This is a genomic window from Brevundimonas sp. TWP2-3-4b1, assembly GCF_049897665.1.
GTDB lineage: Bacteria > Pseudomonadota > Alphaproteobacteria > Caulobacterales > Caulobacteraceae > Brevundimonas > Brevundimonas subvibrioides_B.
Map to the genome: position 1 here is coordinate 185,685 of NZ_JAFCWQ010000002.1, position 24,986 is coordinate 210,670.

At 68.4% G+C, this 24,986-nt stretch carries 19 protein-coding genes and 1 pseudogene; 11 read left to right on the forward strand and 9 right to left on the reverse strand.

What is annotated here, in order from left to right:
- The first annotated feature begins 65 nt into the window (after window positions 1–65).
- Both ACP7A5_RS03295 and ACP7A5_RS03300 read left to right on the forward strand, forming a co-directional pair.
- Window positions 66–737: a glutathione S-transferase family protein gene (locus ACP7A5_RS03295; protein ID WP_426040568.1), complete on the forward strand. Its 672-nt coding sequence runs from the start codon at window positions 66–68 to the stop codon at window positions 735–737.
- A gap of 88 nt (window positions 738–825) precedes the next feature.
- Window positions 826–960, forward strand: a complete 135-nt coding sequence (locus ACP7A5_RS03300) for a hypothetical protein (protein ID WP_426040569.1) — start codon at window positions 826–828, stop codon at window positions 958–960.
- Between the two features lie 205 nt (window positions 961–1,165).
- On the opposite strand, the gene ACP7A5_RS03305 is transcribed toward ACP7A5_RS03300, so the two are convergent.
- Both ACP7A5_RS03305 and ACP7A5_RS03310 read right to left on the reverse strand, forming a co-directional pair.
- The gene (locus ACP7A5_RS03305) at window positions 1,166–2,911 is read right to left on the reverse strand and encodes a transglycosylase SLT domain-containing protein (protein ID WP_426040570.1); all 1,746 of its coding nucleotides are present in this window, start codon (window positions 2,909–2,911) and stop codon (window positions 1,166–1,168) included.
- Between the two features lie 141 nt (window positions 2,912–3,052).
- Complete coding sequence (locus ACP7A5_RS03310; protein ID WP_426040571.1) at window positions 3,053–3,844, reverse strand: uracil-DNA glycosylase; 792 nt, start codon at window positions 3,842–3,844, stop codon at window positions 3,053–3,055.
- 209 nt (window positions 3,845–4,053) lie between these two features.
- On the opposite strand from ACP7A5_RS03310, the gene ACP7A5_RS03315 reads away from it, so the two are divergent.
- From ACP7A5_RS03315 to ACP7A5_RS03355, 9 genes and pseudogenes are all read left to right on the forward strand, one after another.
- Window positions 4,054–5,709 carry an electron transfer flavoprotein-ubiquinone oxidoreductase gene (locus ACP7A5_RS03315; protein WP_426040605.1) on the forward strand — a complete coding sequence of 552 codons (1,656 nt, stop codon included), beginning with the start codon at window positions 4,054–4,056 and terminating at the stop codon, window positions 5,707–5,709.
- A gap of 134 nt (window positions 5,710–5,843) precedes the next feature.
- Complete coding sequence (locus ACP7A5_RS03320; protein ID WP_426040572.1) at window positions 5,844–7,685, forward strand: tetratricopeptide repeat protein; 1,842 nt, start codon at window positions 5,844–5,846, stop codon at window positions 7,683–7,685.
- 20 nt (window positions 7,686–7,705) lie between these two features.
- Window positions 7,706–8,584 carry a 4-(cytidine 5'-diphospho)-2-C-methyl-D-erythritol kinase gene (locus tag ACP7A5_RS03325; RefSeq protein ID WP_426040606.1) on the forward strand — a complete coding sequence of 293 codons (879 nt, stop codon included), beginning with the start codon at window positions 7,706–7,708 and terminating at the stop codon, window positions 8,582–8,584.
- A 199-nt stretch (window positions 8,585–8,783) separates the two neighbouring features.
- Window positions 8,784–9,698, forward strand: a complete 915-nt coding sequence (locus ACP7A5_RS03330; RefSeq protein ID WP_426040573.1) for a fasciclin domain-containing protein — start codon at window positions 8,784–8,786, stop codon at window positions 9,696–9,698.
- Between the two features lie 80 nt (window positions 9,699–9,778).
- Window positions 9,779–10,672 (forward strand): glycine--tRNA ligase subunit alpha, encoded by an 894-nt coding sequence (locus ACP7A5_RS03335; protein WP_426036844.1) that lies wholly within the window; start codon window positions 9,779–9,781, stop codon window positions 10,670–10,672.
- Window positions 10,673–10,886: 214 nt separating this feature from the next.
- Window positions 10,887–13,046: a glycine--tRNA ligase subunit beta gene (gene glyS / locus ACP7A5_RS03340; protein ID WP_426040574.1), complete on the forward strand. Its 2,160-nt coding sequence runs from the start codon at window positions 10,887–10,889 to the stop codon at window positions 13,044–13,046.
- Window positions 13,047–13,339: 293 nt separating this feature from the next.
- Window positions 13,340–16,030, forward strand: coding sequence for a pyruvate, phosphate dikinase (gene ppdK / locus ACP7A5_RS03345; RefSeq protein WP_426040575.1), 2,691 nt, complete (start codon window positions 13,340–13,342; stop codon window positions 16,028–16,030).
- A 136-nt stretch (window positions 16,031–16,166) separates the two neighbouring features.
- Window positions 16,167–17,047 (forward strand): annotated as a pseudogene (locus ACP7A5_RS03350) (2-dehydropantoate 2-reductase).
- A gap of 157 nt (window positions 17,048–17,204) precedes the next feature.
- Complete coding sequence (locus ACP7A5_RS03355) at window positions 17,205–17,735, forward strand: porin family protein (RefSeq protein ID WP_426040576.1); 531 nt, start codon at window positions 17,205–17,207, stop codon at window positions 17,733–17,735.
- A gap of 163 nt (window positions 17,736–17,898) precedes the next feature.
- Here ACP7A5_RS03355 and ACP7A5_RS03360 read toward each other — a convergent pair whose 3' ends face one another.
- From ACP7A5_RS03360 to ACP7A5_RS03390, 7 genes are all read right to left on the reverse strand, one after another.
- Window positions 17,899–18,159: a hypothetical protein gene (locus ACP7A5_RS03360; protein WP_426040577.1), complete on the reverse strand. Its 261-nt coding sequence runs from the start codon at window positions 18,157–18,159 to the stop codon at window positions 17,899–17,901.
- A gap of 100 nt (window positions 18,160–18,259) precedes the next feature.
- Window positions 18,260–19,408, reverse strand: a complete 1,149-nt coding sequence (locus ACP7A5_RS03365; protein WP_426040578.1) for a beta-ketoacyl-ACP synthase III — start codon at window positions 19,406–19,408, stop codon at window positions 18,260–18,262.
- Between the two features lie 189 nt (window positions 19,409–19,597).
- Window positions 19,598–21,676, reverse strand: coding sequence for a capsular polysaccharide biosynthesis protein (locus tag ACP7A5_RS03370; protein ID WP_426040579.1), 2,079 nt, complete (start codon window positions 21,674–21,676; stop codon window positions 19,598–19,600).
- Window positions 21,677–21,708: 32 nt separating this feature from the next.
- Entirely contained in the window at window positions 21,709–22,542 is an 834-nt protein-coding gene (locus ACP7A5_RS03375) for an HpcH/HpaI aldolase/citrate lyase family protein (protein ID WP_426040580.1), read from the reverse strand.
- Between the two features lie 2 nt (window positions 22,543–22,544).
- Window positions 22,545–23,219, reverse strand: coding sequence for an SDR family NAD(P)-dependent oxidoreductase (locus ACP7A5_RS03380; RefSeq protein ID WP_426040581.1), 675 nt, complete (start codon window positions 23,217–23,219; stop codon window positions 22,545–22,547).
- Between the two features lie 55 nt (window positions 23,220–23,274).
- Window positions 23,275–24,168, reverse strand: coding sequence for an ROK family protein (locus ACP7A5_RS03385; RefSeq protein ID WP_426040582.1), 894 nt, complete (start codon window positions 24,166–24,168; stop codon window positions 23,275–23,277).
- A 43-nt stretch (window positions 24,169–24,211) separates the two neighbouring features.
- Entirely contained in the window at window positions 24,212–24,703 is a 492-nt protein-coding gene (locus ACP7A5_RS03390; protein WP_426040583.1) for a GAF domain-containing protein, read from the reverse strand.
- Window positions 24,704–24,986 lie beyond the last annotated feature (283 nt).

A 24,986-nucleotide genomic window follows, 5' to 3' on the forward strand; every position in this document is an offset into this window, starting at 1 on the left:
CCTTCATCTGGACCCCGGCCTTCGCCGGGGTGCACGGTAGAAGGAGAATCACAGGGAGAGCGACCGTGGAACTGATCGTCGGCAATATGGCCTTCTCGACCTGGTCGCTGCGGCCCTGGCTGGTGCTGAAGCGGTGCGGCGCCGAGTTCACCGTGCGCGAGGTCCCCCTGTACGGACCCGAATCGGCGGCGGCGCTCGCCGAGCATTCGCCCAACGGCAAGGTTCCGGTCCTGAACGTCGACGGGGTGACCATCTGGGATTCGATGGCGATCTGCGTCTTCGCCGCCGAGCGCTTCCCGAACGCGAAGCTGTGGCCGTCGGATGCCCACGCCCGCTGGCTGGCACGGTCGGTGGCCTGCGAGATGCACGCGGGCTTCGGGGCGATGCGGAGCGAATGCGGCATGGGTCCGGATGCTGCGGGCGTGATCCACACCATGGTCGGGCCAGACCGGGCACCGACCCCGACGAGCGAATCGGTCGCCGCCGACGTCCGCCGCTTCGTCTCTATCGCGACCGAGATGCGCGACCGGTTCGGCGCGGGCGGGCCCTACCTGTTCGGCGAGTGGTCGATGCCGGACGCCTTCTTCACGCCGCTGGCTGCCCGGTTCCGACACTATCAGATCGATCTGGCGGACCACGGGGATGTGGATGGCGTGGCGGCCACATATGTTGCCGCGCTGCTACAGCAGCCGGACTTCCTCGAATGGGCGGAACTGGCTGTCACGGTTCGGCCTTAGGTCAGGGTCACGACCGATTAATCAGACCTGCGAACCGGCCCTTAAGGGAACGACGTTACGGTGCTGATCGAACCCGAGAACCTTCGCCATGTCCGCCCAACAAACGACCGCCCCGAACATCGCTCCGCCGCAGACCCAGCGCCGCCCGACGCTGATGACCTATGGCGTGTTCATTCTGGTGGGTTGCTGCCTGTGCGCGTCGCTTGTGGGCAGCATCCTGTAGGCGTTTCGACAGGCCTTGGGCCTAACAACCTAAAAATCATCTATAATCAGTAGCTTGCGTGGGCGTTCTGGCGTGCTTGCCAAGCTGGGCCACCGCCGCTTTGCACTCTGAAAAAAACAGAGTCCAAACAGTGCAAGCCGATGAAATCGCTCGATTTAATTTGCACTTTTTTGGACTCATGGAGTCCAACTCGGAACGGGTCGGCTCAGCGCGTTCCGACCGGCTGCATCGACGCGACCTGAACCGGCTCGGTCGACAGCGGCGCGGGTTCCTGGCCCGGCGGCGGGGCGACATAGTCGAGGCTGATCGGCACCAGGGTCTGGCCCGCCACCACGGCGTCGAGCGTGTTCAGCGGCCCGCCCGTCATGCGCTGATAGATCCAGTAGGCCGCCACGACCTTCTCGACGTATTCGCGCGCCTGGGGCACGTCGATCGTCTCGATCAGCAGCAGGGGATCAGGGTTCGGGCCCAGACGGCGCAGGGCGCCCAGCATGGGGCCCGGTCCGGCGTTGTAGCTGGCCACGGCGCGCAGCAGGTCGCCCTGGAACTCGGGACGCGCCAGCATGCGGTTCACATAAGTCTGGCCCAGACGGACATTGGTCGCCGGGGTAAACAGACGTTGCGGGGTCGAGACGAAGCTGCGGTCGCCGGTCATCTCGGCCGCCGTCGACGGCATGACCTGCATCAGGCCATAGGCGCCCACCGGTGACCGGGCCTGGGCGTTGAAGCCGCTTTCCTTGCGGGCGATCGCGTAGACCAGCGAGCGTTCCAGCGTCCAGCCGCCCTCGGGCGCGATCTCGGGCATCGGATAGTTGGTGACGTCGATCCGGCTGCCGTCGGAGCCGCCGCCTCCGCCGAGGCGTGGGCCCAGCACGCGGGCGAGGCCGGTCCACAGGCGGCGCGTGCGGTCGCTGGCGGTGCGCAGGCCGTTGCGCAGTTCGTCGCGGGCGTCGCCGGCGCGGCCGATCTCGAAGAAGGCCACGGTGCGCCGGGCGCGCGGGTCTTCGTTGAGGAAGTCGTCCATCTCGCGCTGATTGACGCCGACGGGGCCGTCGCTGGCGGAGGAGGTGCGAGCGACCGCCTCATAGGGGGTGGGGCCGTCGCCGTTCAGGATGACCGGCTCTTCGCCGAGCTGACGCAGGGCGATCTGGCCATAGAAAGTGGCGGGCCAGCGTGCGGCCAGGCGCAGGAACTCCGGGATCCGGTCCTGACGGCCGATCTGGCCGGCGGCGCGGGCGGCCCAGAATGCGGCGCCGGCGCGGGTCCAGCCGTCCTCGGTCGGATCGACGGCGACGCGTTCGAAAGCGGTGTAGGCGCGCGGATAGTCGCCGGTGCGCCAGGCCGCCAGGCCCACAACCCACCAGTCGCCGATCTGTTCGCCCTGGCTGACGGCGCCCTGCAGGTCGTCGCGGTTCAGGGCGACGCGGGCGGCCTTGGCGGGATCGGCTTCAGAATTGCCGCCGCCCGCGGCGACCGCGTCCCAGGTGCGGCTGAAATAGGCGCCCGTCGGGCGGCGGGGCGCCTCGGCGCCGTCCGGGCGACGACGCTCGGCCAGGGCGTAGACGCGCTGGGCGCTCGGCAGGTCGGCATAGTCCTGAAGCCAGGCCGCCAGTTCGTCATAGGAGGCGGTGTAGTTCGGGTGGAACATCCGCTCGAACTCGACCTGGCCCAGCAGGACGCGGTCGCCGGCCTGGAGCGCGGAGGCGCGGGCCGCGTCCAGATCGCCGCGACGCAGGGCGTCAAAGGCGGTGGTGTAGCTCAGCCGGTCGGCGTTCGAGAGGGCGTTGGTGCTGATGCGAATGCCCTGTTCGCCCTCGGCCCCGATCTCTGAGGCGACCACCGACAGATAGGATTCGGGGGCGGCGAGGGCTGGCAGTGCGGCGGCCGACGCGGCGGCCATCACAAAGGCGAGCGTCGGCGCCCGGAAGGCGCGGCGGCGGATACTGAACAAGGCGGCGGCCCCCTCGTGCTTCGCGTTCCCGTCTCGATTCAGGAGACGCGTGCTCTGCGATCGGTCGTCAAACAAGAAGTATGCCGCAATGCGGTCAATGCCTCAATCACATCAGCGGCATGGAACCCGGTAACTGTGGTTTCAGGCGTTTTCCTGTCCGTCCAGCTTGACGGCCAGTTCCAGAATGTCCGCCCAGACCTGACGCTTGGCCTGGGGCTGACGCAGCAGGAAGGCGGGGTGCAGGGTCGGCATCACGGGCGCCGAGACGTCGCCCTCGGCCAGCCGCCATTCGCGCCACTGGCCGCGCATCCGCATGATGCCCTCATCGGTCTTCAGCACGCCCCGGGCCGCCGCCGCGCCCAGCAGCAGCACGGCTTTCGGCTTCATCAGGAAGAAGGCCCGCTCCACGAACGGCGCGCAAACGGCCTGTTCCTGGGGCGTCGGGGTCCGGTTGCCCGGGGGTCGCCAGAAGACGGTGTTGGTGGTGTAGACCTTGCCGGTCAGCCCGGCCGCCGCGATCATCTTGTCCAGCAGCTTGCCGGCCTTGCCCACGAAGGGCTCGCCGGCCGCGTCTTCCTCCGCTCCGGGCGCCTCGCCGATGATCAGGATCGGGGCATGCGGATCGCCCCGCCCGAAGACGCAGCCCGTGGCGCCCATCCCGACCAGTTCGGAGCCCTTGAAGCTGGCGGCGGCTTCGGCCAGCGCCTCCATCGTGTCTGCACCATTGGCCAGACGTCGCGCGTCCGAGGTGGCGTCGACCATGTCGACGACCGGCGTGACCGACGCCGTCGCCTTGGTCACGGCCTTGAGGGCGGGTGCGACGACGATGGTCCGATCGACCGCCGCCTCCTCGAAACAGGCGTCCACCCCCGCATCGGCCCAGAAGGCGAGCAGGCTTTCGACGGCGGCGATGTCTCTGGGTTCGGCGTTCATGGCGGGGCGGGGTCAGGGATAAGCCTTGACCGCCCTCGCGTCACCTTCCGATAAGTGCCCTTAAACAATAAAGCCCACACGACGTACGAGGAACAAGAAGCGACATGGCCGAGCAAGCGATCGAAGGCGGCGTCGAAACTGCGGCTCAGGAGGCCATCCTCGACAACCTGCCGCCGCTGGAGGCGCTCGCGGGCGTCGAGCGCGAGGTCATGGAATACGATGTTCTGATCGTCGGGGGCGGCCCGGCGGGCCTCGCCGCCGCCATCCGCCTGAAACAGCGCGCCGAGAAGGACGGCAAGGACATCACCGTCGCGGTGCTCGAAAAGTCGGCCGAGCTCGGCGGTCACATCCTGTCGGGCGCCGTGATCGACCCCAAGGCGCTGAACGAGCTGTTCCCCGACTGGATGGCTATGGGCGCGCCGCTTGAGACCCCGGTGACGAAGGACCGGTTCATGGTGCTGGGGCCGATGGGCCAGATCAGCCTGCCGATGGCGATGCTGCCGCCCATGATGCACAACGACGGCTGCTACATCGCCTCCCTGGGCAACGTCACGCGCTGGCTCGGCGAGCAGGCCGAGAGAATGGGTGTCGAGGTCTATCCCGGCATGGCCGCCAGCCATGTCGTCTGGGACGAACCGTCCGGGCGGGTGAAGGGCGTCGTCGCCGGCGTCTTCGGCATCGACAAGCATGGTCAGCCCACCGGCGATTTCCAGCCCGGCATCGAACTGCACGGCAAATATGTCTTTATCGCCGAGGGCGTGCGCGGCTCGCTGGCCAAGACCATCACCGCCCGCCACAAGCTGCAGGACGGCAAGTCGCCCCAGAAATACGGCATCGGCCTGAAGGAGTTGTGGCAGGTCAGCCCTGAAAAGCACCAGCCGGGCCTCGCCCAGCACACCACCGGCTGGCCGCTGGACGAGCACACCGGCGGCGGCAGCTTCATGTACCATTTCGGCGATAACTACGTGGCCATCGGCTACGTCGTGCACCTGAACTACAAGAACCCGTTCCTGTCTCCGTTCGACGAGTTCCAGCGCTTCAAACACCACCCCGCCATCGCCCCACACCTGGAGGGCGGGACCCGCATCTCCTACGGCGCGCGTGCGATCACCGAGGGCGGCTTCCAGTCGGTGCCGAAGTTGTCCTTCCCCGGCGGCGTCCTGATCGGCTGCTCGGCGGGCTTCGTGAACGTGCCGCGCATCAAGGGCAGCCACAACGCCATGAAGACCGGCATGCTGGCCGCCGACGCCGCCTATGACGCTGTCATGGCCGGGCGGTCGGGCGACGAACTGGTCGAATACCAGACCGCCTACGAGAACAGCTGGGTCTTCCAAGAGCTGAAGCGCGTCCGCAATGCCAAGCCCTTCCTGACCAGGTTCGGCACGACCCTGGGCGGGGCGCTGGGCGTCTTCGACATGTGGTTCGGCACCCTCTTCGGCGGCGCCTCGCTGTTCGGGACGCTGAAGCACGCCAAGACGGATGCCGCCTCGACCGAACTCGCCTCGAAGCACAAGCCGATCGTCTATCCCAAGCCGGACGGCAAACTCAGCTTCGACAAGCTGTCGTCGGTCTTCATCTCCAACACCAACCACGCCGAGGAACAGCCGGCCCACCTGAAGCTGATCGACCCGACCGTGCCGATCCGGGTCAACCTGCCCAAATACGGCGAGCCTGCGCGCCTCTACTGCCCGGCCGGCGTCTATGAGGTGGTCTACGCCGACGAGGTCGCGAAGACCGACCCGAGGTTCGTCATCAACGCCCAGAACTGCGTCCACTGCAAAACCTGCGACATCAAGGATCCGTCGCAGAACATCGTCTGGACCACCCCTGAGGGCGGCGGCGGTCCGAACTATCCCAACATGTGAATCCTCCCCCGTCGGGGAAGGGGGACCACGAAGTGGTGGAGGGGGCTAGCCACAGAAGCCGGAGTCCGGGAAGAGCCCCCTCCGTCTCTCCGCTTCGCTCCGAGCCACCTCCCCCGATGGGGGAGGAATGGGCCTTGTCGTCGCCGCATAAGCCGGTGAATGTCGGCGCCATGCGTCACGCCTCCCTCCGCTCGATCCTCGTCGCCTTCACCGCCCTGACGGCGGTCCCCGCTTTCGCCCAGGAGGCGCCGCCGGTGGCCGATCCGGCGCCGCGAATTCAGGACGTCCTGCCCGAGCCGCCGATCCCCGCTCCCATGATCGTGGTCGGCGAGAACGCGGACTCGCCCGCGCCGACCATTGAGGCCATTCCCCGCGTCTGGTCCCCCGCGCCGCGCGATGATCAGGGGCGCACCGCCTATGGTCTCTACCTCGCCGGCCGGTCCGCCCTCAGCCGCGGAGAGGCCGAGACGGGGTCCGCCTATCTGAGCGCTGTCGAAGCCCTGACGCCGGAACAGCCGGCCGTCCGCGACCAGGCTTTCACCGCCGCCCTGCTGGCCGGGGATCTGGACGTCGCGGCGCGGATCTCGCCCAGGTCTGACGCCACGCCTGCGGCGTTCAGCGAGGCGGGCGCCCTGGTGTCGGTGGTGCAGACGTTGGTGTCGGGCGACGCTCGCATGGCCAACGAGGCGCTCAAGACGCGTCCGGTCCTGGCGCCCCACGCCCGCGCCGCCGCCCTGATCGGCCCGTGGGTCGCCGCCGCCGCCGGGGACTGGGACACGGCCCTGGCCGAACCCAACCCGACCGGCGACCCGATCACCGTCCTGTTCGGCCGCTCTCATCGCGCCCAGCTGCTGGAGCACCGCCGTCGCTACGATGAAGCCGAGGCTGAACTCCAGGGTCTGGCCTTTGACGCCCGCGCCGCCCCCCTGTTCCGCGCCGCCTATGGCGAGTTCCTGGACCGTCGGGGCAAGCGCACGGAGGCCCTGGCCTTCTACGATACGACCTTGGCCGCTGGTTCTCAGGATCCCGCCATCGTTTCCGCCAGGGCGCGTGTGGACGCCCGGGGCCGGCCCCCGGCGCTCCCCGACTATCGCGACGGCGCCGCGCGCGCCCTGGTCATCGCCGCGCGTCAGGCGTCCAGCGAGAACGCCAACGAGTTCGCGGTCGTCTATCTGCGCCTGTCGCTGAACCTGCAGTCCGAGCCGGGCAGCCTTTATCTGCTGGGTCAGACCCTGGCCAAGGCGAACCTCGACACGGCCTCGAGGGCTGCCCTGTCCCAGGTTCCGCGCAGCGACGCGCCCCTCTATGCGGGCGCCCAGGTCGCCATCGGCCTGAGCCTGGCCGAGGAGCAGCGGCTGGACGAGGCTCTTGCCGCCTTCCAGGCCGCACGAGAGGCGAACCCGACCGATCCCGGCATAGCTTTTGTCACCGCCGGGCAGCTGCTGCAGCTGGAGCGGTATGACGAGGCGCTGGCCCTGCTGAACGGCCCGCTGCTGGACATCGGGAACCAGGGCGCCAACGTCCGCTTCATGCGCGGCGCCGCCTATGAATCCCTCGGCCGGATCCCCGAGGCGGAGGCGCAGTTGTGGGCGGCCTTGCAGCAAGAGCCGAACGAGCCGTCCTACCTGAACTACCTCGGCTACCTCTGGGTCGATTCCGGCACGCGGGTGGCGGAGGGCGCCGAGATGATCCAGCGCGCCCATGCCGCCGACCCTGACGACGGGAATATCCAGGACAGCCTTGGCTGGGCCCAGTATCGCCAGGGCCAGTTCGACACCGCCGTCGACACCCTCGAGCAGGCCGTCGCCAAGGAGCCCGCCAACGCCGAGATCAACGATCATCTCGGCGACGCCTACTGGCAGGTCGGGCGTCGGCGCGAGGCGGGCTTCCAGTGGAACCGCGTCCTGACCCTGGACCCCGACGACGAACGTCGCGCCGAGGTCGAGCGCAAGCTGACCGAGGGGCTGGAGCTCTGACCACGCCCTGGCCCGACACGCTGTCGGCGCTCGCTCCGGCAAAGGTCAATCTGTTCCTCCATGTCGCCGCGCCCGGCGCCGACGGCTACCACCCCCTGTCCAGCCTTGTGGCCTTCGCCGACGTCGGCGACCAGGTCTGGGTGACCCACGCGGATCGCCTGTCCCTGACGGTCACCGGCCGGTTCGCGGACGCCCTGGCCGGCGACGACGACAACCTGATCCTGCGGGTCATGCGCGAACTGGGACATGTGGCGGGCATCGGCGAGCCGTCTCTGGCCATCACCCTGGAGAAAAGCCTTCCGATCGCGGCCGGACTGGGCGGCGGATCGTCGGACGCCGGCAGCGCCTTGAGGCTGGCTGCCAGAGCGCTGGGCCTCGACCTGACCGAGGTTGAGCTGGCGCGCATTTCGCGCATCGTCGGCGCGGATGGTCCCATGTGCCTCAGCGCAAGATCGGCCTGGGCGGAAGACATCGGCGACCGGCTGACCCTCGAGCCCGCGCTTCCGCCGCTGCACGCGGTTCTCGCCAACCCGGGCCGACCGTCCCCGACCGGGGCGGTCTACCGCGCCTATGACGCCGCAGCGACGAGGTCCGCTGACCGTCCCGCCCCACCGGAGGACTGGTCGCCCGCAACCGTGATCGACTGGCTGGCCTGTCAGCGGAACGACCTTCAGTCGCCCGCCGTGTCCCTTGAGCCCGAAATCGGCGCGGCCCTGTCCGCCATGGCCGCGACCGGCGCCCGCCTGACCCGGATGTCGGGATCGGGCGCGACCGTTTTCGGCCTGTTCGACGACGGCGAAAGCGCCACGCGCGCCGCAGTCGACCTGCGCAGTAACCACGGCGACTGGTGGGTGGAGGCGACGGTGTTGGGCGATGATGCGACGAAACCCGCACAATAAGGCAAAGTAGCGTCATTACCGCCACTGTCGCCCTGAGACGGTCGTGAGATCGCCCGAAGTTTTGTTCTGACCCCATAAATAGCAACACGATGTGGAACCGGTGTCAGGTAAGAGGCTTCTACTGGCTTCGTAACACTGAGCAACGGGCCGCAAGCGTATTCTCCCCGGCGGCCCCTGCAGCCTTGAAAAGGATACTGTCATGCTTCGCACTCGTCTTCTGACCGCGACCGCCGCCGTGGCCCTGTTCGCCGCCGGTTCCGCCTTCGCCCAGACCGCTCCGACGGCGCCGGTTGGCCCTGCCGCCACCCCGCCCGTCGCCGCCGAAGAGCCGATCGAGGCGCCGGCCGCCGCTGCGGCCCAGGCCGCGACGAGTGCCGCCGCTTCGACGCAAGCTGCCGCTGTCGTGGAAAACAACGTGGTCGATGTGCTGCGCGCCAACGGCCAGTTCACGACCCTGCTGGCCGCGCTCGACGCCGCCCAGCTGACCGAGACCCTCAGCACCCAGGCGGCGATCTCGATCTTCGCCCCGACCGACGCGGCTTTCGCCGCTCTGCCTGAAGCCGACCGCACGCGTCTGATGGACCCCGCCAACGTCAACGCGCTGCGCCAGGTGCTGCTGTACCATGTGATCGTGGCCGACGTGAACTCGAGCCAGATCGAGGGCGCCAAGGGCGGCGTCCAGACCGCCGCCACCACCGAGGTGCAGCTGGACGGCACCGGTGACGCCATCAAGGTCGACAACGCCACGGTGACCACGGCGGACATCGATGCCGGCAACGGTTCGATCTTCATCATCGACCGCGTGCTGAACCCGGCCGACTCCCTGGTCGCCACCGGCGATGCAGAGGCGGCGACGGCTCCTGAAGCCGCTCCCGCCGCTGAGGACGCGGACGCGGCGACCCCGCCGGCCGACGACACCGTCGACGAGGTGATGCCGCCCACCGCCACGACGACCACGACGCGCCCGGCGACCGGCGTGAACGCGCCGAACGGCCAGCCGGCCGCGACCACGACGACCGTCGCCTCGCCGACCGTGCCCAACCCGACCGACGGTCAGGTCGATGACGAGGACGCCGACGAGGCTCCGACCCCGGCCCCGCGTCCGCAGTCGTAATCTCTTTCCGGGTTGGTTGAGTTGGAAGGCGGCAGACTCTAGGGTCCGCCGCCTTTCTCCTTGCCCAAAAAGACTCTCCCGTGGCCGCACCGACAGAACCGCTCGCCTTCCAGGACCTGATCCTGACCCTGCAGAAATACTGGGGCGATCGCGGCTGCGCGATCCTGCAGCCCTATGACGAACAGGTCGGCGCCGGCACCCTGCACCCCGCCACGGTCCTGCGCGCGCTCGGCCCGCGCCCGTGGAAGGCCGCCTATGTCCAGCCCAGCCGCCGCCCCGGCGACGGCCGCTATGGCGAGAACCCCAACCGGCTCCAGCACTATTACCAGTTCCAGGTCATCCTGAAGCCGAACCCCGACGACCTGCAGGACCTCTATCTGGGCTCGCTGCGGGCCATCGGCATTGATCCCAAACTGCACGACATCCGCTTCGTCGAGGACGACTGGGAGAACCCCACCGTGGGCGCCTGGGGTCTGGGCTGGGAGGTCTGGTGCGACGGCATGGAGGTGACGCAGTTCACCTATTTCCAGGGCGTCGGCGGCATCGAGGTCGACATCGTCTCGGGAGAGCTGACCTACGGGTTGGAGCGCCTGGCCATGTACGTCCAGGGCGTCGACAACGTCTATGATCTGAAGTTCACCAAGGAGGGCCTGACCTATGGCGAGGTCTTCCTCGAGAACGAGCGTCAGCAGAGTGAAGCCAACTTCCACGGCTATGACATCGAGGGGCTGAAGCGCCGGTTCGAGGATATGGAGGCGGAATCGACCCGTCTCCTCGCCATGACCGGGCCCCAGGGCCAGCAGCTGGTCCTGCCGGCCTACGATCAGGTCCTGAAGGCCTCACACCTGTTCAACCTGATGGACGCCCGCGGCGCCATCGCCGTCGCCGAACGCCAGAGCTACATCGGCCGCATCCGCGACCTGTGCAAGGCCTGTGCGCTGGCTTACGTCGAACAGGAGCGCGCGTCGGCATGACCGCTTCCTCCATGGGGTGCGAAGAACCCCTCCGTCTCTCCGCTTCGCTCCGAGCCACCTCCCCATGCTTCGCACGGGGAGGAGACAGCGCCACGCGTCTCCTCCCTGTCGCCGCTTGGCGATGGGGAGGGGGACTGCCCGCCGCTTGGCGGGGGGTGGAGGGGTTCTTTGCCGCGCACACCGTCGGCTTCCGTCCTGGCTCTAGCGAAACCTGATGCCCCAACTCCTCCTCGAACTGTTCTCGGAAGAGATCCCCGCCCGCATGCAGGGGGGCGCCGCGCGCGACCTCGAACGTATGGCGACCGAACGGCTCAAGGCCGCCGGGCTGACGTATGACACCCTGACCACATACGCCGGCCCGCGCCGGCTGACCCTGGTGGTCGAGGGCCTGCCGGCCGCCACGCCCGAGCGCAGCGAGGAGGTGCGCGGGCCGCGGGCCTCGGCGCCGGAACAGGCGCTGGAGGGCTTCCTGCGCAAGACCGAACTGACCCGCGCCGACCTGACCGAGCGGGACGGTTTTTTCTACGGACTCATCCGTGAGCCGGGCCAGAAGACGACGGATCTTGTCGCCGACATGGTCGAACAGATCGTGCGCGCCTTCCCCTGGCCCAAGTCGATGCGCTGGGGCGACGGCACGCTGCGCTGGGTCCGGCCGCTGAAGCGCATCCTCGCGGTGTTCGACGGCCGGGTGGTTCCGTTCGAGATCGACGCGATGCCGGCCGAAACCGTCACCGAGGGCCACCGTTTCATGGGGGCGGGCAAGCCGTTCACGGTCCATGATTTCGCCGACTACCGCGCCAAACTCGAACAGCATTTCGTCCTGCTCGACGTCGCCGACCGCAAGCTGAAGATCCTGGAGGCCGCCCGCGCCGCCTGCCATGCGCGCGGTCTGGAACTGGTCGACGATGACGGCCTGCTGGACGAGGTCGCCGGTCTGGCCGAATGGCCGACGCCGATCCTGGGCGACATGGACCCGCAATTCCTCGACCTGCCGCCCGAGGTCGTGCGTCTGTCGATGAAGGTGCACCAGAAGTATTTTGCGGTGCGGCGGCCCCCCTCGAACCCTGCTTCGCAGGCTTCGGTCCCCCCGGATGGGGGACATTCCCGCGATCAATCTCCCCCTTCTGGGGGGAGTACCCGCGAAGCGGGGGAGGGGGGCTTGGCCCCCAACTTCCTCGTCGTCGCCAATGTCGAGGCCTCTGACGGCGGCGTGGCGCTGGCCGCCGGCAACAGCCGCGTGCTCTCGGCCCGCCTGAACGACGCCCGCTTCTTCTGGGACGAGGACCAGAAGGTCGGCTTCGATGCCTGGCTGTCGAAACTGAGCGGCGTCACCTTCCACGCCAAGCTCGGCACCCTGGCCGAGCGGACGATGCGCATCGCCGCCCTGGCCCGCGAGATCGCCCCGCTCGTCGGCGCCGATCCGGATCAGGCCGAACGCGCCGCCCGCCTCGCCAAGGCCGATCTCGCGTCGGGCATGGTCGGCGAGTTCCCGGAGCTTCAGGGCGTCATGGGCGGCTACTACGCCCGCGCCTTCGGCGAGCCCGACGCCATCGCCGACGCCATCCGCGACCATTACAAGCCTCAGGGCCCGGCGGACACGGTCCCGACCGCCCCCCTGACCGTCGCCGTCGCCCTGGCCGACAAGCTCGACACCCTCGTCGGGTTCTTTGCCATCGACGAGAAGCCGACGGGGTCGAAGGATCCGTTCGCGCTGCGGCGTGCTGCGTTGGGGGTGATCCGGCTGATTTTGACCACTGATCGGCCTATCAACCTTCACTTTATTGCGGTTGAGCACGCGAAACGCTTGACCGGTAAGGATTACCTCCAAGTCGTGGAGTTCGTCGAGGAACTGCTGCGCTTCATTGAAGATCGCCTCAAAGTTTCACTGAGGGACCAAGGCCTGCGGCACGACTATGCTGAAGCTGCTTACGCGACGGTTGGCACGACCGAAATCTTTTTGGACAAACTGGTCCGCCGTCTGACCGCACTTGAGGCTTTCCTCTCCACGGAAGACGGCGCGAGCCTGCTGGCCGGCTACAAGCGCGCGTCCAACATCCTCAAGGCCGAGGAGAAGAAGGGCGCCGTCCCGACCGGCATGGTCCAGACCGGCCTGCCCAACCAGCCCGAGGCCGAGACGACGCTGGCCATGGCCACGGCCGCCGCCGCGACCGCTGTGGACACGGCCCTGGACGCCGAGGACTTCGCCGCCGCCATGACGGCCCTCGCCGCCCTGCGCAGCCCGGTGGACGCCTTCTTCACCGACGTGATGGTCAACTCCGACGTGGCCGCCGAGCGCGACAACCGCCTGAAGCTGCTGGGCCAGGTCCGCGCGGTGATGGGCAAGGTCGCCGACTTCGGACAGGTGGCGGGGTAACGGATGCTTCCCTTCTCCCCTTGCGGGAGAAGGTGGCAGCCGAAGGCTGACGGATGAGGGGTCACACCGGCGGCTGGAGTGAATTGATCGAGCGCTGGCTTTCAGCGTCGGAGTGACCCCTCATCCGACCTCGCTTCGCTCGGCCACCTTCTCCCGCAAGGGGAGAAGGAACTCTCCGCCCCATCACCCTTTGTTACAGCCCGGCCTCGCCTTCGCGTCCGCAGCATTGTAGTCAAGGCCGCACGCGAGCGGGGTCAACCCGCCGGTCACGACACGACTTCAGAGGACTACCGATGACTCAGTGGGTGTACGGCTTCGGCGGCGGGTCCGCCGACGGCGATGCGTCGATGAAGAACCTGCTCGGCGGCAAGGGTGCGAACCTCGCCGAGATGGCCAGGCTGGGCCTGCCGGTGCCGCCGGGCTTCACCATCACGACCGAGGCCTGCGTCCACTATTTCTCGAACGCCAATGCCTATCCCGCCGATCTGGCCGAACAGGTCGCCGCCGGTCTGAAGACCGTAGAATCGGTGGTCGGAAAGACCTTCGGCGATGCCTCGAACCCGCTGCTGGTCTCGGTCCGCTCCGGAGCCCGCGCCTCCATGCCGGGGATGATGGACACGGTCCTGAACCTCGGCCTCAATGACGAGACGGTCGAGGGTCTGGCCAAACTGTCGGGCGACCGCCGCTTCGCCTTCGACTCCTATCGACGCTTCATCACCATGTATTCCAACGTGGTGCTGGGCCTGTCGCACGACGATTTCGAGGAGGTGCTGGACGACCACAAGGACCGTCTGGGCGTGACCGTGGACACCGACCTGTCGGCCGCCGACTGGGAAAAGGTCGTCACCGAATACAAGGCCGTGGTCGAGCGTGAGCTGGGCCGGCCCTTCCCCCAAGACCCGCACGAACAGCTGTGGGGCGCCGTTTCGGCCGTCTTCGCCAGCTGGATGAACGACCGCGCGAAATTCTATCGCCGTATGCACGACATCCCCGAGAGCTGGGGCACGGCCGTCAACATCCAGTCGATGGTGTTCGGCAATATGGGCGAGACCTCGGCCACAGGCGTCGCCTTCACCCGCAACCCCTCGACCGGCGAGGCCCGGCTGTACGGCGAGTTCCTGATCAATGCCCAGGGCGAGGACGTCGTCGCCGGCATCCGCACGCCCCAGTCCCTGACCATCGCCGGCCGCGAGGAGATGGGCGAGACGGCCCCGTCTATGGAAGAAGCCATGCCCGTGGTCTTCGCCCAGTTCGTGGATGTGGTCGGAACCCTGGAGCGCCACTATCGCGACATGCAGGACATCGAGTTCACGGTCGAACAGGGCCGGCTGTGGATGCTGCAGACCCGCAACGGCAAGCGCACCGCCAAGTCGGCGCTGAAGATCGCCGTCGACCTCGCCGCCGAGGGCGTCATCACCCAGGAAGAGGCGATCAGCCGGGTCGAGCCGTCTGCGCTCGACCAGCTGCTGCACCCGACGCTCGACCCGAATGCGACGCGCCACGTCGTGGCCGCCGGCCTGCCCGCGTCGCCCGGGGCCGCGACCGGCAAGATCTGTTTCGACGCCGACGAGGCCGAGCGGCTGAACCAGCTCGGCGACGCGGTGATTCTGGTCCGCGAGGAGACCTCGCCGGAGGACATTCATGGCATGCACGCGGCGCGCGGCATCGTCACGGCGCGCGGCGGCATGACCAGCCACGCGGCCGTCGTCGCGCGCGGCATGGGCCGTCCCTGCGTCTCCGGCGCCGGTGAGATCCACATCGACGAACGCGCCCAGACCTTCAGCGCCCGGGGCCGGACGTTCAAGGCCGGCGAGATCATCACCATCGACGGGTCGAAGGGCGAGGTGCTGGACGGCGCCGTGCCCATGATCGAACCGGAGCTGACGGGCGACTTCCAGACCCTGATGGCCTGGGCCGACAAGGTCCGTCGCCTGCGGGTGCGCGCCAATGCCGAGACCCCGCTGGACGCCCGCACCGCGCGAGGCTTCGGGGCCGAGGGCATAGGCCTGTGCCGGACCGAGCACATGTTCTTCGACGAGGCCCGGATCGCCGCCGTGCGCGAGATGATCCTGGCCGACGACGAGGCCGGCCGCCGCACCGCGCTGAACAAGATCGAGCCGTTCCAGAAGTCGGACTTCGTCGAGCTGTTCACCATCATGGCCGGCCTGCCGGTCACCGTGCGCCTGCTCGACCCGCCCCTGCACGAGTTCATCCCGCACACGGACGAGGACATCGACGCCCTGGCGGCGACCTCGGGCATCGACGCCGCCAAGCTGAAGCGCCGCGCCCGCGAACTGCACGAGACCAACCCGATGCTCGGCCACCGCGGCTGCCGTCTGGGCGTCGCCTATCCCGAGATCTACGAGATGCAGGTGCGGGCCATCCTCGAGGCCGCGCTGGAGGTCAAGAAAACCGCCGCCGAGGCCCCGATCCCGGAGATCATGCACCCGCTGGTCGCCATGGGTCTGGAGATGAAATATCTCCGCGAGCTGACTGACCGAGTGGCCCGCGATGTGTTCGCCAAGGCCGGCGACAGAGTCGATTACCTGGTCGGCACCATGATCGAACTGCCCCGCGCCGCCCTGCGAGCCGGGGACCTGGCCGAACACGCCGAGTTCTTCTCCTTCGGCACCAACGACCTGACCCAGACCACCTTTGGCATCAGCCGGGACGACTCCGGCCGATTCCTGCAGGCCTATATGGACAAGGGCATCTTCGAGACCGATCCCTTCGTCCGCCTGGATCAGGAGGGCGTCGGCGACCTGATCCGCATCGCCGCGGAGCGGGGCGGGACCGTGCGTCCCGACATCAAGATGGGCATCTGCGGCGAGCACGGCGGCGACCCGGCCTCCATCGCCTTCTGCGAGGACGTGGGCCTGGCCTACGTCAGCTGTTCGCCCTACCGCGTGCCGATCGCGCGTCTGGCTGCGGCCCAGGCGGCTCTGGTCGCGCGCGGCGCCGAGGCCCGCGAAAAGGATCGTTGATGCTCATTCCTCCCCCATCGGGGGAGGGGGACCGCGAAGCGGTGGAGGGGGCCGGTCCCGGACGCCGTCGCTCCTGGCGGGCCCCCTCCGTCACGGCGCAAAAGGGCGCCGCGCCAGCTCCCCCGAGGGGGGAGGAATGAGTGTCTCCATCGCCGTCGTCGGCCCCGGCGCCATCGGCGGCACGGTCGCGGCCTGGCTGTCTCACAGCCCGCTCGTCTCGTCGGTCACCCTGTGCGCCCGCACCCCGCTCGACCGGCTGGTGGTCGAGGCCCCCGACGGGCGGCTGATCGAGGCCCGACCGCGCGTCATCACCGACCCCGCCGAGATCACCGCCCCCGTCGACTGGGTCCTCGTCGCCACCAAGGCCTATGACGTCGCCGCCGCCTCGACCTGGCTGGCCCCGTTGGTCGGGCCACAGACCCTCGTCGCCGTGCTCCAGAACGGCGTCGAACACGTCGAACGGTTCGCCCCCTCATCGCCGCCGACCGCATCGTGCCCGTCGTCGTCGACATACCGGCCGAGCGCAGCGCCCCTGGCCGCATCCAGCACCGCCGCGACGGCGCGATCGTCGTCCCGGCCGGGGAGGCGGGCGAGACCTTCGCCAGCCTGTTCGCCGAAAGCGTCATCGCCGCCTCGACCACCGACGACTTCACCACCGTCGCCTGGACCAAGCTGGCCTTGAACTGCGCCGGAGCGGTCAACGCCCTGACCGGTCTGCCGGGCGGAGTGGTGCGCGAGGCGGGCGTCGCCGACCTCATCCGGGCCATGGTGCGCGAATGCGTCCTCGTCGGTCGGGCGGTCGGCGCGGATCTGGGCGACCACATTCCCGACTGGGTCGTCGAGCGGGCCGAGACCTCCCCGCCGGACTCCGTGAACTCCCTGCTCGGTGATCGCCTGGCCGGTCGGCCGATGGAGTGGGACGCCCGCAACGGGGTCATTGCCCGTCTGGGCGCGGCGCATGGCATCCCCGCTCCGTTGAACGCCATGGCCGCGACCCTGCTGTCAACGATGGAATAGGGCAGCAAAGCGGCCAGTATAACGCTGTCTGTGCTTCGGTGCGCACAGTTTCCATCATGTAATGAACGGGCCTTGGAACGGTCCCGCTCTATACATACTTGAGCTCTCGCTGGATGGGGCCGGGACAACAGTCCCGCATCTCGGAGTTAAAGAAACTATGCGTAACATTCTTCTCGCAACCGCCGCCATTTCACTGTTCTCTGTTCCGGCAATGGCCCAGACCGTTTCCTCGCCGCAGTGGTCGGGTTCGGTCGGCTACACCGTGCTGGACGGCGACAACGTCAATCTCGGCGCGATCACGGGCCGGGTGACCGCCCGTCTGCACCCGAACTTCGCCGTGGAAGGCGAAGCCTCCATCGGCGTCAAGGACGACGACATCACCGTGGCTGGCGTGAACGGCTCGGTGGAACATGACTATGACGCCGCCCTCTATGCCGTGGGCGTCGTGCCGGTGAGCCCGAACCTCGAACTGTTCGGCCGGGTCGGCTACGGCACCACCTCGATCAAGGCCGACATCGCCGGCGTCAGCGCCCAGGAAGACGGCGAAAGCGTCAACTACGGCGTCGGCGGCACCTACTATCTGAACGCCCAGAACGGCCTGCGCGCCGACTGGACCCGCCGCGACTTCACCGACGACAACGGCGGCGAAATCGACACCTACGGCGTCAGCTACGTGCGTCGCTTCTAATAAAAGGCCCGTCTCCTCCCTGCGCCGAAGGCGTGGGGAGGTGGCTCGCAGCGAAGCGGAGAGACGGAGGGGATCTTGCTGCGCGAAGACCCCCTTCCGTCAGCTCGCAAGGGGCTCGCTGCCACCTCCCCATCGCTGCGCGACAGGGAGGAGACAATCGGCGTCAGCCTGGCTCTGCGATCAGCGCCCAGCGCATCGACCCGTCGCCGAACGGCCGGGTGAACCATTCCGAATAACGTTCGAAGGCCTCGACCACGGCCTGCCTCAGACCCTGGGTCACGGGTTCGCCGCGTTGTCGCTTCAGGGCCGCGACACAGTCGATGACGACGTTCTGGTGCGCCGAACCGCCGAGCGATTTCAGCACCGTCGCGACGTCTCGTGCGAGGGCTTCCAGGAAATTGGATTTGGCGGGCGCTTGGCTCATCGGGGGACTCCGTGCCGCTCGGCGTCTGGTTGCGAATAACTCCCAGACTCCCGCAGCAGGCGCAAGCTATGCCGATGTTCGACGGGTCATCACTTCGTGATCAGCGCTTCCTGACGAACACCGTCCCGGCCGAATAGCCCGCGCCGAAGCTGCAGATCAGGCCCGTCTCCCCCGCCGCGAACCCGTCGTGATGCAGGTGGAAGGCGATGATCGATCCCGCCGAGGAGGTGTTGGCGTATTCGTCGAGGATGATAATGTTCTCGTCCTCGGCCGGGTCGCGGCCCAGGACCTTGCGGCCGATCATCTGGTTCATGTTGATGTTGGCCTGGTGCAGCCACATCCGCTTCAGGCCAGTGGGCTCGATGCCCAGGTCTCCCGCGTGGTCGATGATCATTTCCGAGACCATCGGCACCACGTCCTTGAAGACCTTGCGGCCTTGCTGGATGAACAGCTTGTCGTCCTGCTGGCCGGCGACCCGGTCGGACCACGCAACGGCGTTCGTCTCCAGCGCCCAGCGGTTCAGGAAGCCGAAATTGTTGCGGATGTTGTTTGAGAAGACGGTCTTCAGCCGCGTGCCCAGAACGTCCCAGCCGCCGGGCCCGGCGGTGTCCGAGCTCTCTACGATCACGGCGGTGCAGACATCGCCGAAGATGAAGTGGCTGTCGCGGTCGGTGAAGTTCAGGTGCGCCGAACAGACCTCGGGGTTGACCATCAGCACGGCCTTGACCGAGCCGCCGGCTATGAAGTCCGCCGCCGTCTTGATGCCGAAGGTCGCCGAACTGCAGGCCACGTTCATGTCGAAGCCGAAGCCCTCGATGCCCAGCGCCTGCTGCACCTCGACCGCCAGGGCCGGATAGGGGCGGGGCATGTTGGAGGCGGCGCACAGGACCGCGCCGATCTCCGAGACCGGCTTGCCCCAGGCCTCGATCGCCTGACGCGCGGCCTTTACGGCCATCTCGGCCATGATCGACAGTTCGTCGTTGCCGCGCTCCGGGATGTGCGGCGCCATCCGTTCGGGGTCGAGCACGCCGGTCTTGTCGAGCACGAACCGGCTCTTGATCCCGGACGCCTTCTCGATGAACTCGACCGAGGAGGGCGTCAGGGCCGCGACATCGCCCTCGGCAATCTGCAGCGCGTGGTCCCTGTTCCAGCGCTCGGCCCAGGCGTTGTAGGCCTCCACCAGTTCGGCGTTCGAGATCGACTGTTCAGGAGTGAACAGGCCGGTGGCGGCTATGACGGCGTGGGTCACGAGTGGTGCGTTTCCTGTTTCATCCCCCCGTGCACGCCGGCGAAGGCCGGGGTCCAGATCACAGGCTCGAACGGTTGGAGCAGTATTGAAAACACTGACCCTGGAACCGGGAATGCCATCTGGACCCCGGCCTTCGCCGGGATGCACGGTGAGAAGGGGCCAATGTAGATTGGGCCTCTGCTTGAACCTTCAATAGGCCGGTGGGCGGCGGCGGTCGAGACTGGCGAGGATGCCCTTCCACCAGCGCGCGATCTGGTGCGGCGGCGCCTCGGGCGGAGGGTCGTTTCGGGCGGCGATCAAGGCGGTCACCAGATCCTCGGCCTCGCAGGGCCAGCCCTCCGGCGTGACATAGATCGGGTATTCGACCAGGGCGGCGGTCACGAGCGCGTCCAAGCTCGCCCGGCGCGTCCGGCGCTCGTAGGTCATCCGGTCCTGCGTCAGTCCCCAGCCGCCGTAGAATGGTCGACCATAGGTCGCCACGGTCTTGCCGCGCAGCAGGGCCTCGAACCCCGACAGGGACGTCAGGGTCGCCAGCACGTCGCAGGCTTCCAGACAGTCGATGATGTCGAAGCCGTCCGCCGTCGCGTCCACGGCATGAATCGCGGAGGCTTCCAGCATCCCGGGCCGGTTGCCGCTCATGACGTCGGGATGGTTGCGGTAGATCAGGAAGGCGTCGGGGAAGTCGGCCCGCGCCGCCTCGACCAGGCCGGAGTTGGTGCGGATGTCGCCGCAGCCCTTGAGGATCGACTTGTCATTCTCGACCTGGCCGACGACCAGCACCTTGCGACGGTTCTTCGGCCAGTCCGGCCGCGCCGAACCGCCCACGAGATTGTATTTCGAAAGGCCGGCCTCAACGACGCGCCGGCGCAGGGCGGCCGCGCGGGCCTGCAGAACGGGCGACTGCGCGCCGGCCTCGATGAGGCTCTCCAGCCGCGAGGGCCGGCTCGGATCGTAGTAGACGCCCTCGTCATCCAGGGCGACGCTGAGCGCCCCGAAGAAGTCCGAGCCCAGCCCGCGCGAGCGGATGAAACCATCCTCCATCCGCACCACGGGCGCGGTCGTGGTCGCTGCGACACCCGCGATCTCCGGCGTCTCCTTGCCCGCCCAGTAGATCAGCCGACCGCCCAGCGCCTCGGCCTTCGCCGCCGCCTGGCTGGCGGAGGCGAAATACTTCATCCTCGTGCGCGGGCCGTTCAGCAGCCGACGGATCGGCGGGCGTTTGGCGGGCGAGAACCCGACCCCGGCCCAGTAGCCCGCGAGCCGCTCGGCCCGGTCCCGCAACGAAATCAGCCGATCCACGGCGGCCTCGGCCTCGCAGCGTCGGCCGGTCACGGGGTCGACGTAGCGGGGGTAGGCGATCAGGGCGGCGGCGGCGACGGTCTCCAGGTCGCGTGCGACCCCGCGTCGTCCGGTCTGGACCTCATCGGTCGTCAGCCCCCATCCCGAATAGAAGGGGGCGCCGAAACAGCGGACGGGCAGGCGCCGCAACAGGGCCTCGAACCCCAATGCGGAGGTCACGCACCAGACCTCGTCCACCTCGGCCAGAAGCTCAACCGGCCGAACGTCTGTATCCAGCAAGGTCACGCCGGTCAGGTCCGCTTCGGCGATACAGCCCTTCTTCTTTCCCGCCGCCACGGCGGGGTGACGCTTGACGATCAGCTGGGCGTCGGGCCGTTCCGTCCTGGCCGTTCGCACCATGTCGGCGAAGCTCTGCGGCCCCGCCAGCCCATAGCCGATCGAGGCGTCGCCCGCCGTCTGATCGACGAGCAGGATACGGGGGGCGGGCTTCAGAATCGACCGGTCCAGCGGGCCGCCCATGTTGGTTTTGGACAGGCCCGAGGCCACCACCCTGTCGATCAGCGCCGCCGACCGCGCGCGCATCGCGGCATCGCACCAGTCGGGCGCCGTCTCAATCAGCCGCTCCAGCCGCGAGGGCCGGGTCGCATCGTAATAGACCCCGATGTCGTCGGCGATCAGGCTCAGTGACGCCGCCCCGGTCTCGCCCAGGCCGATGGAGCGCAGGAACCCGTCCTCGAGCGCCAGATAGGGCAGGTTCCGGCTCTCGGCCCGCTTGCGGCCGACGGTCGAGGTCGGCTTCAGGCCCCAGCCCACGATGGCGTCTACGGCCGCGAAGGGGCTGGCCTTGAGATCGAGCTCCGGCAGGAAGGTCCGAAGGAATGGAACGTCAAGGATGCCCGGAGAACAGACCCAGGCCCGCCGGGGCGAACCGCCGCGTGCGTCAGTGCTGAGGGGGACAGGGTGTTGCAACCGTTACGCTTTCGCCGAGCTCCGCTATCGCTCTATCGGCTCGCGGCGGCGCGCGCCAGCAGCGCCTGTGCGCGTGCGAGATGAAGGCGCTCGACCATGGCGTCGGCGACGCGGATCGCGCCCGATCCCTCCGCCCCCGGAGCGGCGAAGGCATCGACGATAGCCTGCGCCTGCGTGATCTCGTCCGGGCCTGGAGCAAAGGCGGTGTTGGCCGCCTCGATCTGGTTCGGGTGGATCAGGCTCTTGCCGTCGAAGCCATACAGCCGGCCCTGAGCGCACTCGGCCGCCAGCCCCTCCGGGTCGCTCAGCCCGTTGAATACCCCGTCGATCGCCGCCAGACCATTGGCCCGCGCCGCAGCCACCGTCGCCGCCAGCCAGGGCTTCAGTGGTTCGCGATCCTGCGAAGGCCCGGTCCCCAGCGTCGCCGCGAGGTCGTTGACCCCCAGCATCAGCGCCTTCAATGGCCCTCCGGCCGCCGCGATGTGCGAGAGATTTAGCAGCGCGCGGGGCGTTTCGATCATGGCGCACAGCCGCACGCCTTCATCCATGCGCGCGTCATAGGCGTCGCTCAGGCCCGGCTCCTCGACCTTGGGTGCGATGATCCAGTCCAGAGGGAGCCCGGCCAAAGCCTCCAGATCGGTCTCACCCCAGTCGGTCCCCAGCGCATTGACCCTCACCCCGACCGCGCCCTTGAAGCCGCCGGCCTTCACGGCGGCGACCGCAGCCGCCCGCGCCTCGGCCTTCATCTCCGGCGCGACCGCATCCTCCAGGTCCAGCACGGCGAGGTCGCAGCCCAGGCCGCGCGCCTTCTCGACGGCGCGGGCGTTGGAAGCGGGCAGGAACAGCAGGCTGCGGGGGGCGTCCACGCTCAGGCCTTGCCCGTAACGGGGATCAGGGCGCCGGTGATCGCGCGCGAGGCAGGCGAGGCGAGGAACAGCATCACCTCGGCCAGATCGGAGGGTTGAACCCAGTTCGACGGATCGGCGTCGGGCATGTCCGTGCGGTTCTGCGGCGTGTCTAGGATCGAGGGCAGGACCGCGTTGACGGTCACCGAAGTCGACTTCAACTCCTCGGCGAGCGCCTCGGTCAGCCGGTGCACCGCCGACTTCGACGCCCCATAGGCGCCCATTCCCGCCGCCGCCTTGAGCGCGCCGTTGGCCCCGACATTGACGATCCGGCCCTCCGCCGACCCCTTCAGATGGGGCAGGGCGGCGCGCGAAGCGTTCAGCGCGGTGGTCAGGTTCAGGGCGAACATCCTGTCCCAGGCTGGATGGGCGTCGTCGGTGGTCTGCCAGACGAAGCCGCCTGCGACGTTGAGCAGGGCGTCGATGCCGCCGAACCGCTCCACGACCTTTGCGATCGCCGCGCCGGTCGCAGCCGCGTCGGTCAGGTCGACCCCGCCGATCTCCAGCGCCCCGTCCGGCGCCTTGCCCGCAGCGTGGTCGATCAGGGCGACGTTCAGCCCCTGGGCCAGCGCCGCCTCGACGACGGCCTTGCCGAGAATTCCGTGGCCGCCGGTGACGACGAGGGTGCGTTTGGTCATGACTGTCTCCCTGGAGGTGACTTAGCGCGCGCCCTCTCCCACCGGGAGAGGGAAATCAGAGCGCCCACAACCGCGCCGCCCCGCGCACGCCGGATGCATCGCCCCAGACCGCCGGCGCGATCCGCCCGGCCCACTTATCGGAGAAGGCATGCCGCTCGACTACGGCGGGCAGACGTTCGTACAGCTCGGTCACGTTCGACATCCCCCCGCCCAGCACGAACACATCGGGATCGACAAGGTTGGTGACCATGGCGATCGCCCGGCCCAGCCGATCGACGTAGCGGGCCAGACTCTCCATCGACGCCGCCTCGCCCGAACGTGCGGCCGCCACGATCCCGGGCGCGTCCAGCGCCTGGCCCGTCCGCTCCAGATGATCCCGCTGAAGGCCCGATCCTGACACCCAGGTCTCGAGGCATCCGTGCAGGCCGCACCAGCATTTCGGCCCGGGCGCCTCCTCGGCGCTCGGCCAGGGCAGGCCGATGTGGCCGATCTCGGCCGCGACCCCGCCCACGCCCTCGACCAGCGATCCGTCGACCACCAGCCCGCCGCCGCAGCCGGTGCCGATAATGATTGCGAAGGCGACCCTGGCCCCCGCCGCCGCGCCGTCGGTCGCCTCCGACAGGGCCAGGCAGTTGGCGTCGTTGGCCAGGCGAACCGGCCGGCCCAGCCGCGCTTCCAGGTCGTCGCCGAACCGCCGCCCGTTCAGATAGGTGGAGTTGGAATTCCGCATCAGCCCGGTGCGAGGCGACCTGGAGCCCGGAGTTCCCATGCCGATGGCGCCGGTGCGCCCGCTTTCGCTCTCGATGAAGGCGACCAGCCCTGCGACTGCGTCGATGGCGGCGTCATAGGCTCCGGGATTGGGCACGCGTTTCCGGGCCAGGATCGCGCCGTCAGCGCCCAGCCCCACCGCCTCGATCTTGGTTCCGCCGAAGTCGATCCCGATCCGCATGGGACTCATCTACCAGAACCCTCTGCCGGAAGGAGAGGGACTGTCAGCCGAACACCTTCCCCAGCAACCGTTCCAGAGCCGCGGCGTCCGTCGCGTCGAACGCCGCCTTGCGCGTCGCATCGACGTCGAACACGGCGATCAGTTCGCCCGAACGGTCGATCACCGGCACCACGATCTCGCTCTCCGACCGCCCGTCGCAGGCGATGTGGCCGGGGAAGGCGTGGACGTCTTCGACCAGCTGGGTCTGGCGTGTCTCTGCCGCCGTCCCGCAGACCCCGCGTCCAAATGCGATCCGCAGACAGCCCAGCGTCCCCTGATACGGCCCGACCACCAGCTCCCGCGCCTTCGTCGGGTCGACGACATAGAATCCGGCCCAGAAATAGTCCTCGAAGGCGTCGGCCAACATCGACGCCACGGTGGCCATCCGCGCGGTTGTGTTCGGCTCGCCATCCAGCACCGCCAGGATCTCGGCCTCGACCTCGGCATAGCGGGCAGCCTTGTCGGCGGGGCGGTCGTCGCGGGCGACGTGGGACATGCGGGCTCCAGCGGTGCGATGGGCGGGCACGGCATATAGGCCGCGGGGTCCGCGAGCGCGAGGGAGCGTCAGCCAATCAGGCGTAAGTCGATGTTGTCCTTGAGCTAACTGTGAGCGCACGGGATTCTGTCCCTGTTGCGGCAACGCTTTGTCGCAAACCGGCGTTAACCATGATCGGAAGTTCACTGGACCAAACCGATGGTTTGGGAAATGGTTAACGCCAAGCCGCTGTAGGGCTGCGTGGGAACGGGGTGAAGGATGCGCGAACGCGACGCCAGAGATG

What these genes read in the sequence shown, in the direction of transcription:
- ACP7A5_RS03380 (WP_426040581.1), bottom strand. Translation starts at nt 23,219, where the DNA reads ATGACCAAACGCACCCTCGTCGTCACCGGCGGCCACGGAATTCTCGGC.
- glyS (WP_426040574.1), top strand. Translation starts at nt 10,887, where the DNA reads ATGCCCCAACTCCTCCTCGAACTGTTCTCGGAAGAGATCCCCGCCCGC.
- ACP7A5_RS03310 (WP_426040571.1), bottom strand. Translation starts at nt 3,844, where the DNA reads ATGAACGCCGAACCCAGAGACATCGCCGCCGTCGAAAGCCTGCTCGCC.
- ACP7A5_RS03390 (WP_426040583.1), bottom strand. Translation starts at nt 24,703, where the DNA reads ATGTCCCACGTCGCCCGCGACGACCGCCCCGCCGACAAGGCTGCCCGC.
- ACP7A5_RS03330 (WP_426040573.1), top strand. Translation starts at nt 8,784, where the DNA reads ATGCTTCGCACTCGTCTTCTGACCGCGACCGCCGCCGTGGCCCTGTTC.
- ACP7A5_RS03300 (WP_426040569.1), top strand. Translation starts at nt 826, where the DNA reads ATGTCCGCCCAACAAACGACCGCCCCGAACATCGCTCCGCCGCAGACC.
- ACP7A5_RS03385 (WP_426040582.1), bottom strand. Translation starts at nt 24,168, where the DNA reads ATGCGGATCGGGATCGACTTCGGCGGAACCAAGATCGAGGCGGTGGGG.
- ACP7A5_RS03315 (WP_426040605.1), top strand. Translation starts at nt 4,054, where the DNA reads ATGGAATACGATGTTCTGATCGTCGGGGGCGGCCCGGCGGGCCTCGCC.
- ACP7A5_RS03355 (WP_426040576.1), top strand. Translation starts at nt 17,205, where the DNA reads ATGCGTAACATTCTTCTCGCAACCGCCGCCATTTCACTGTTCTCTGTT.
- ppdK (WP_426040575.1), top strand. Translation starts at nt 13,340, where the DNA reads ATGACTCAGTGGGTGTACGGCTTCGGCGGCGGGTCCGCCGACGGCGAT.
- ACP7A5_RS03360 (WP_426040577.1), bottom strand. Translation starts at nt 18,159, where the DNA reads ATGAGCCAAGCGCCCGCCAAATCCAATTTCCTGGAAGCCCTCGCACGA.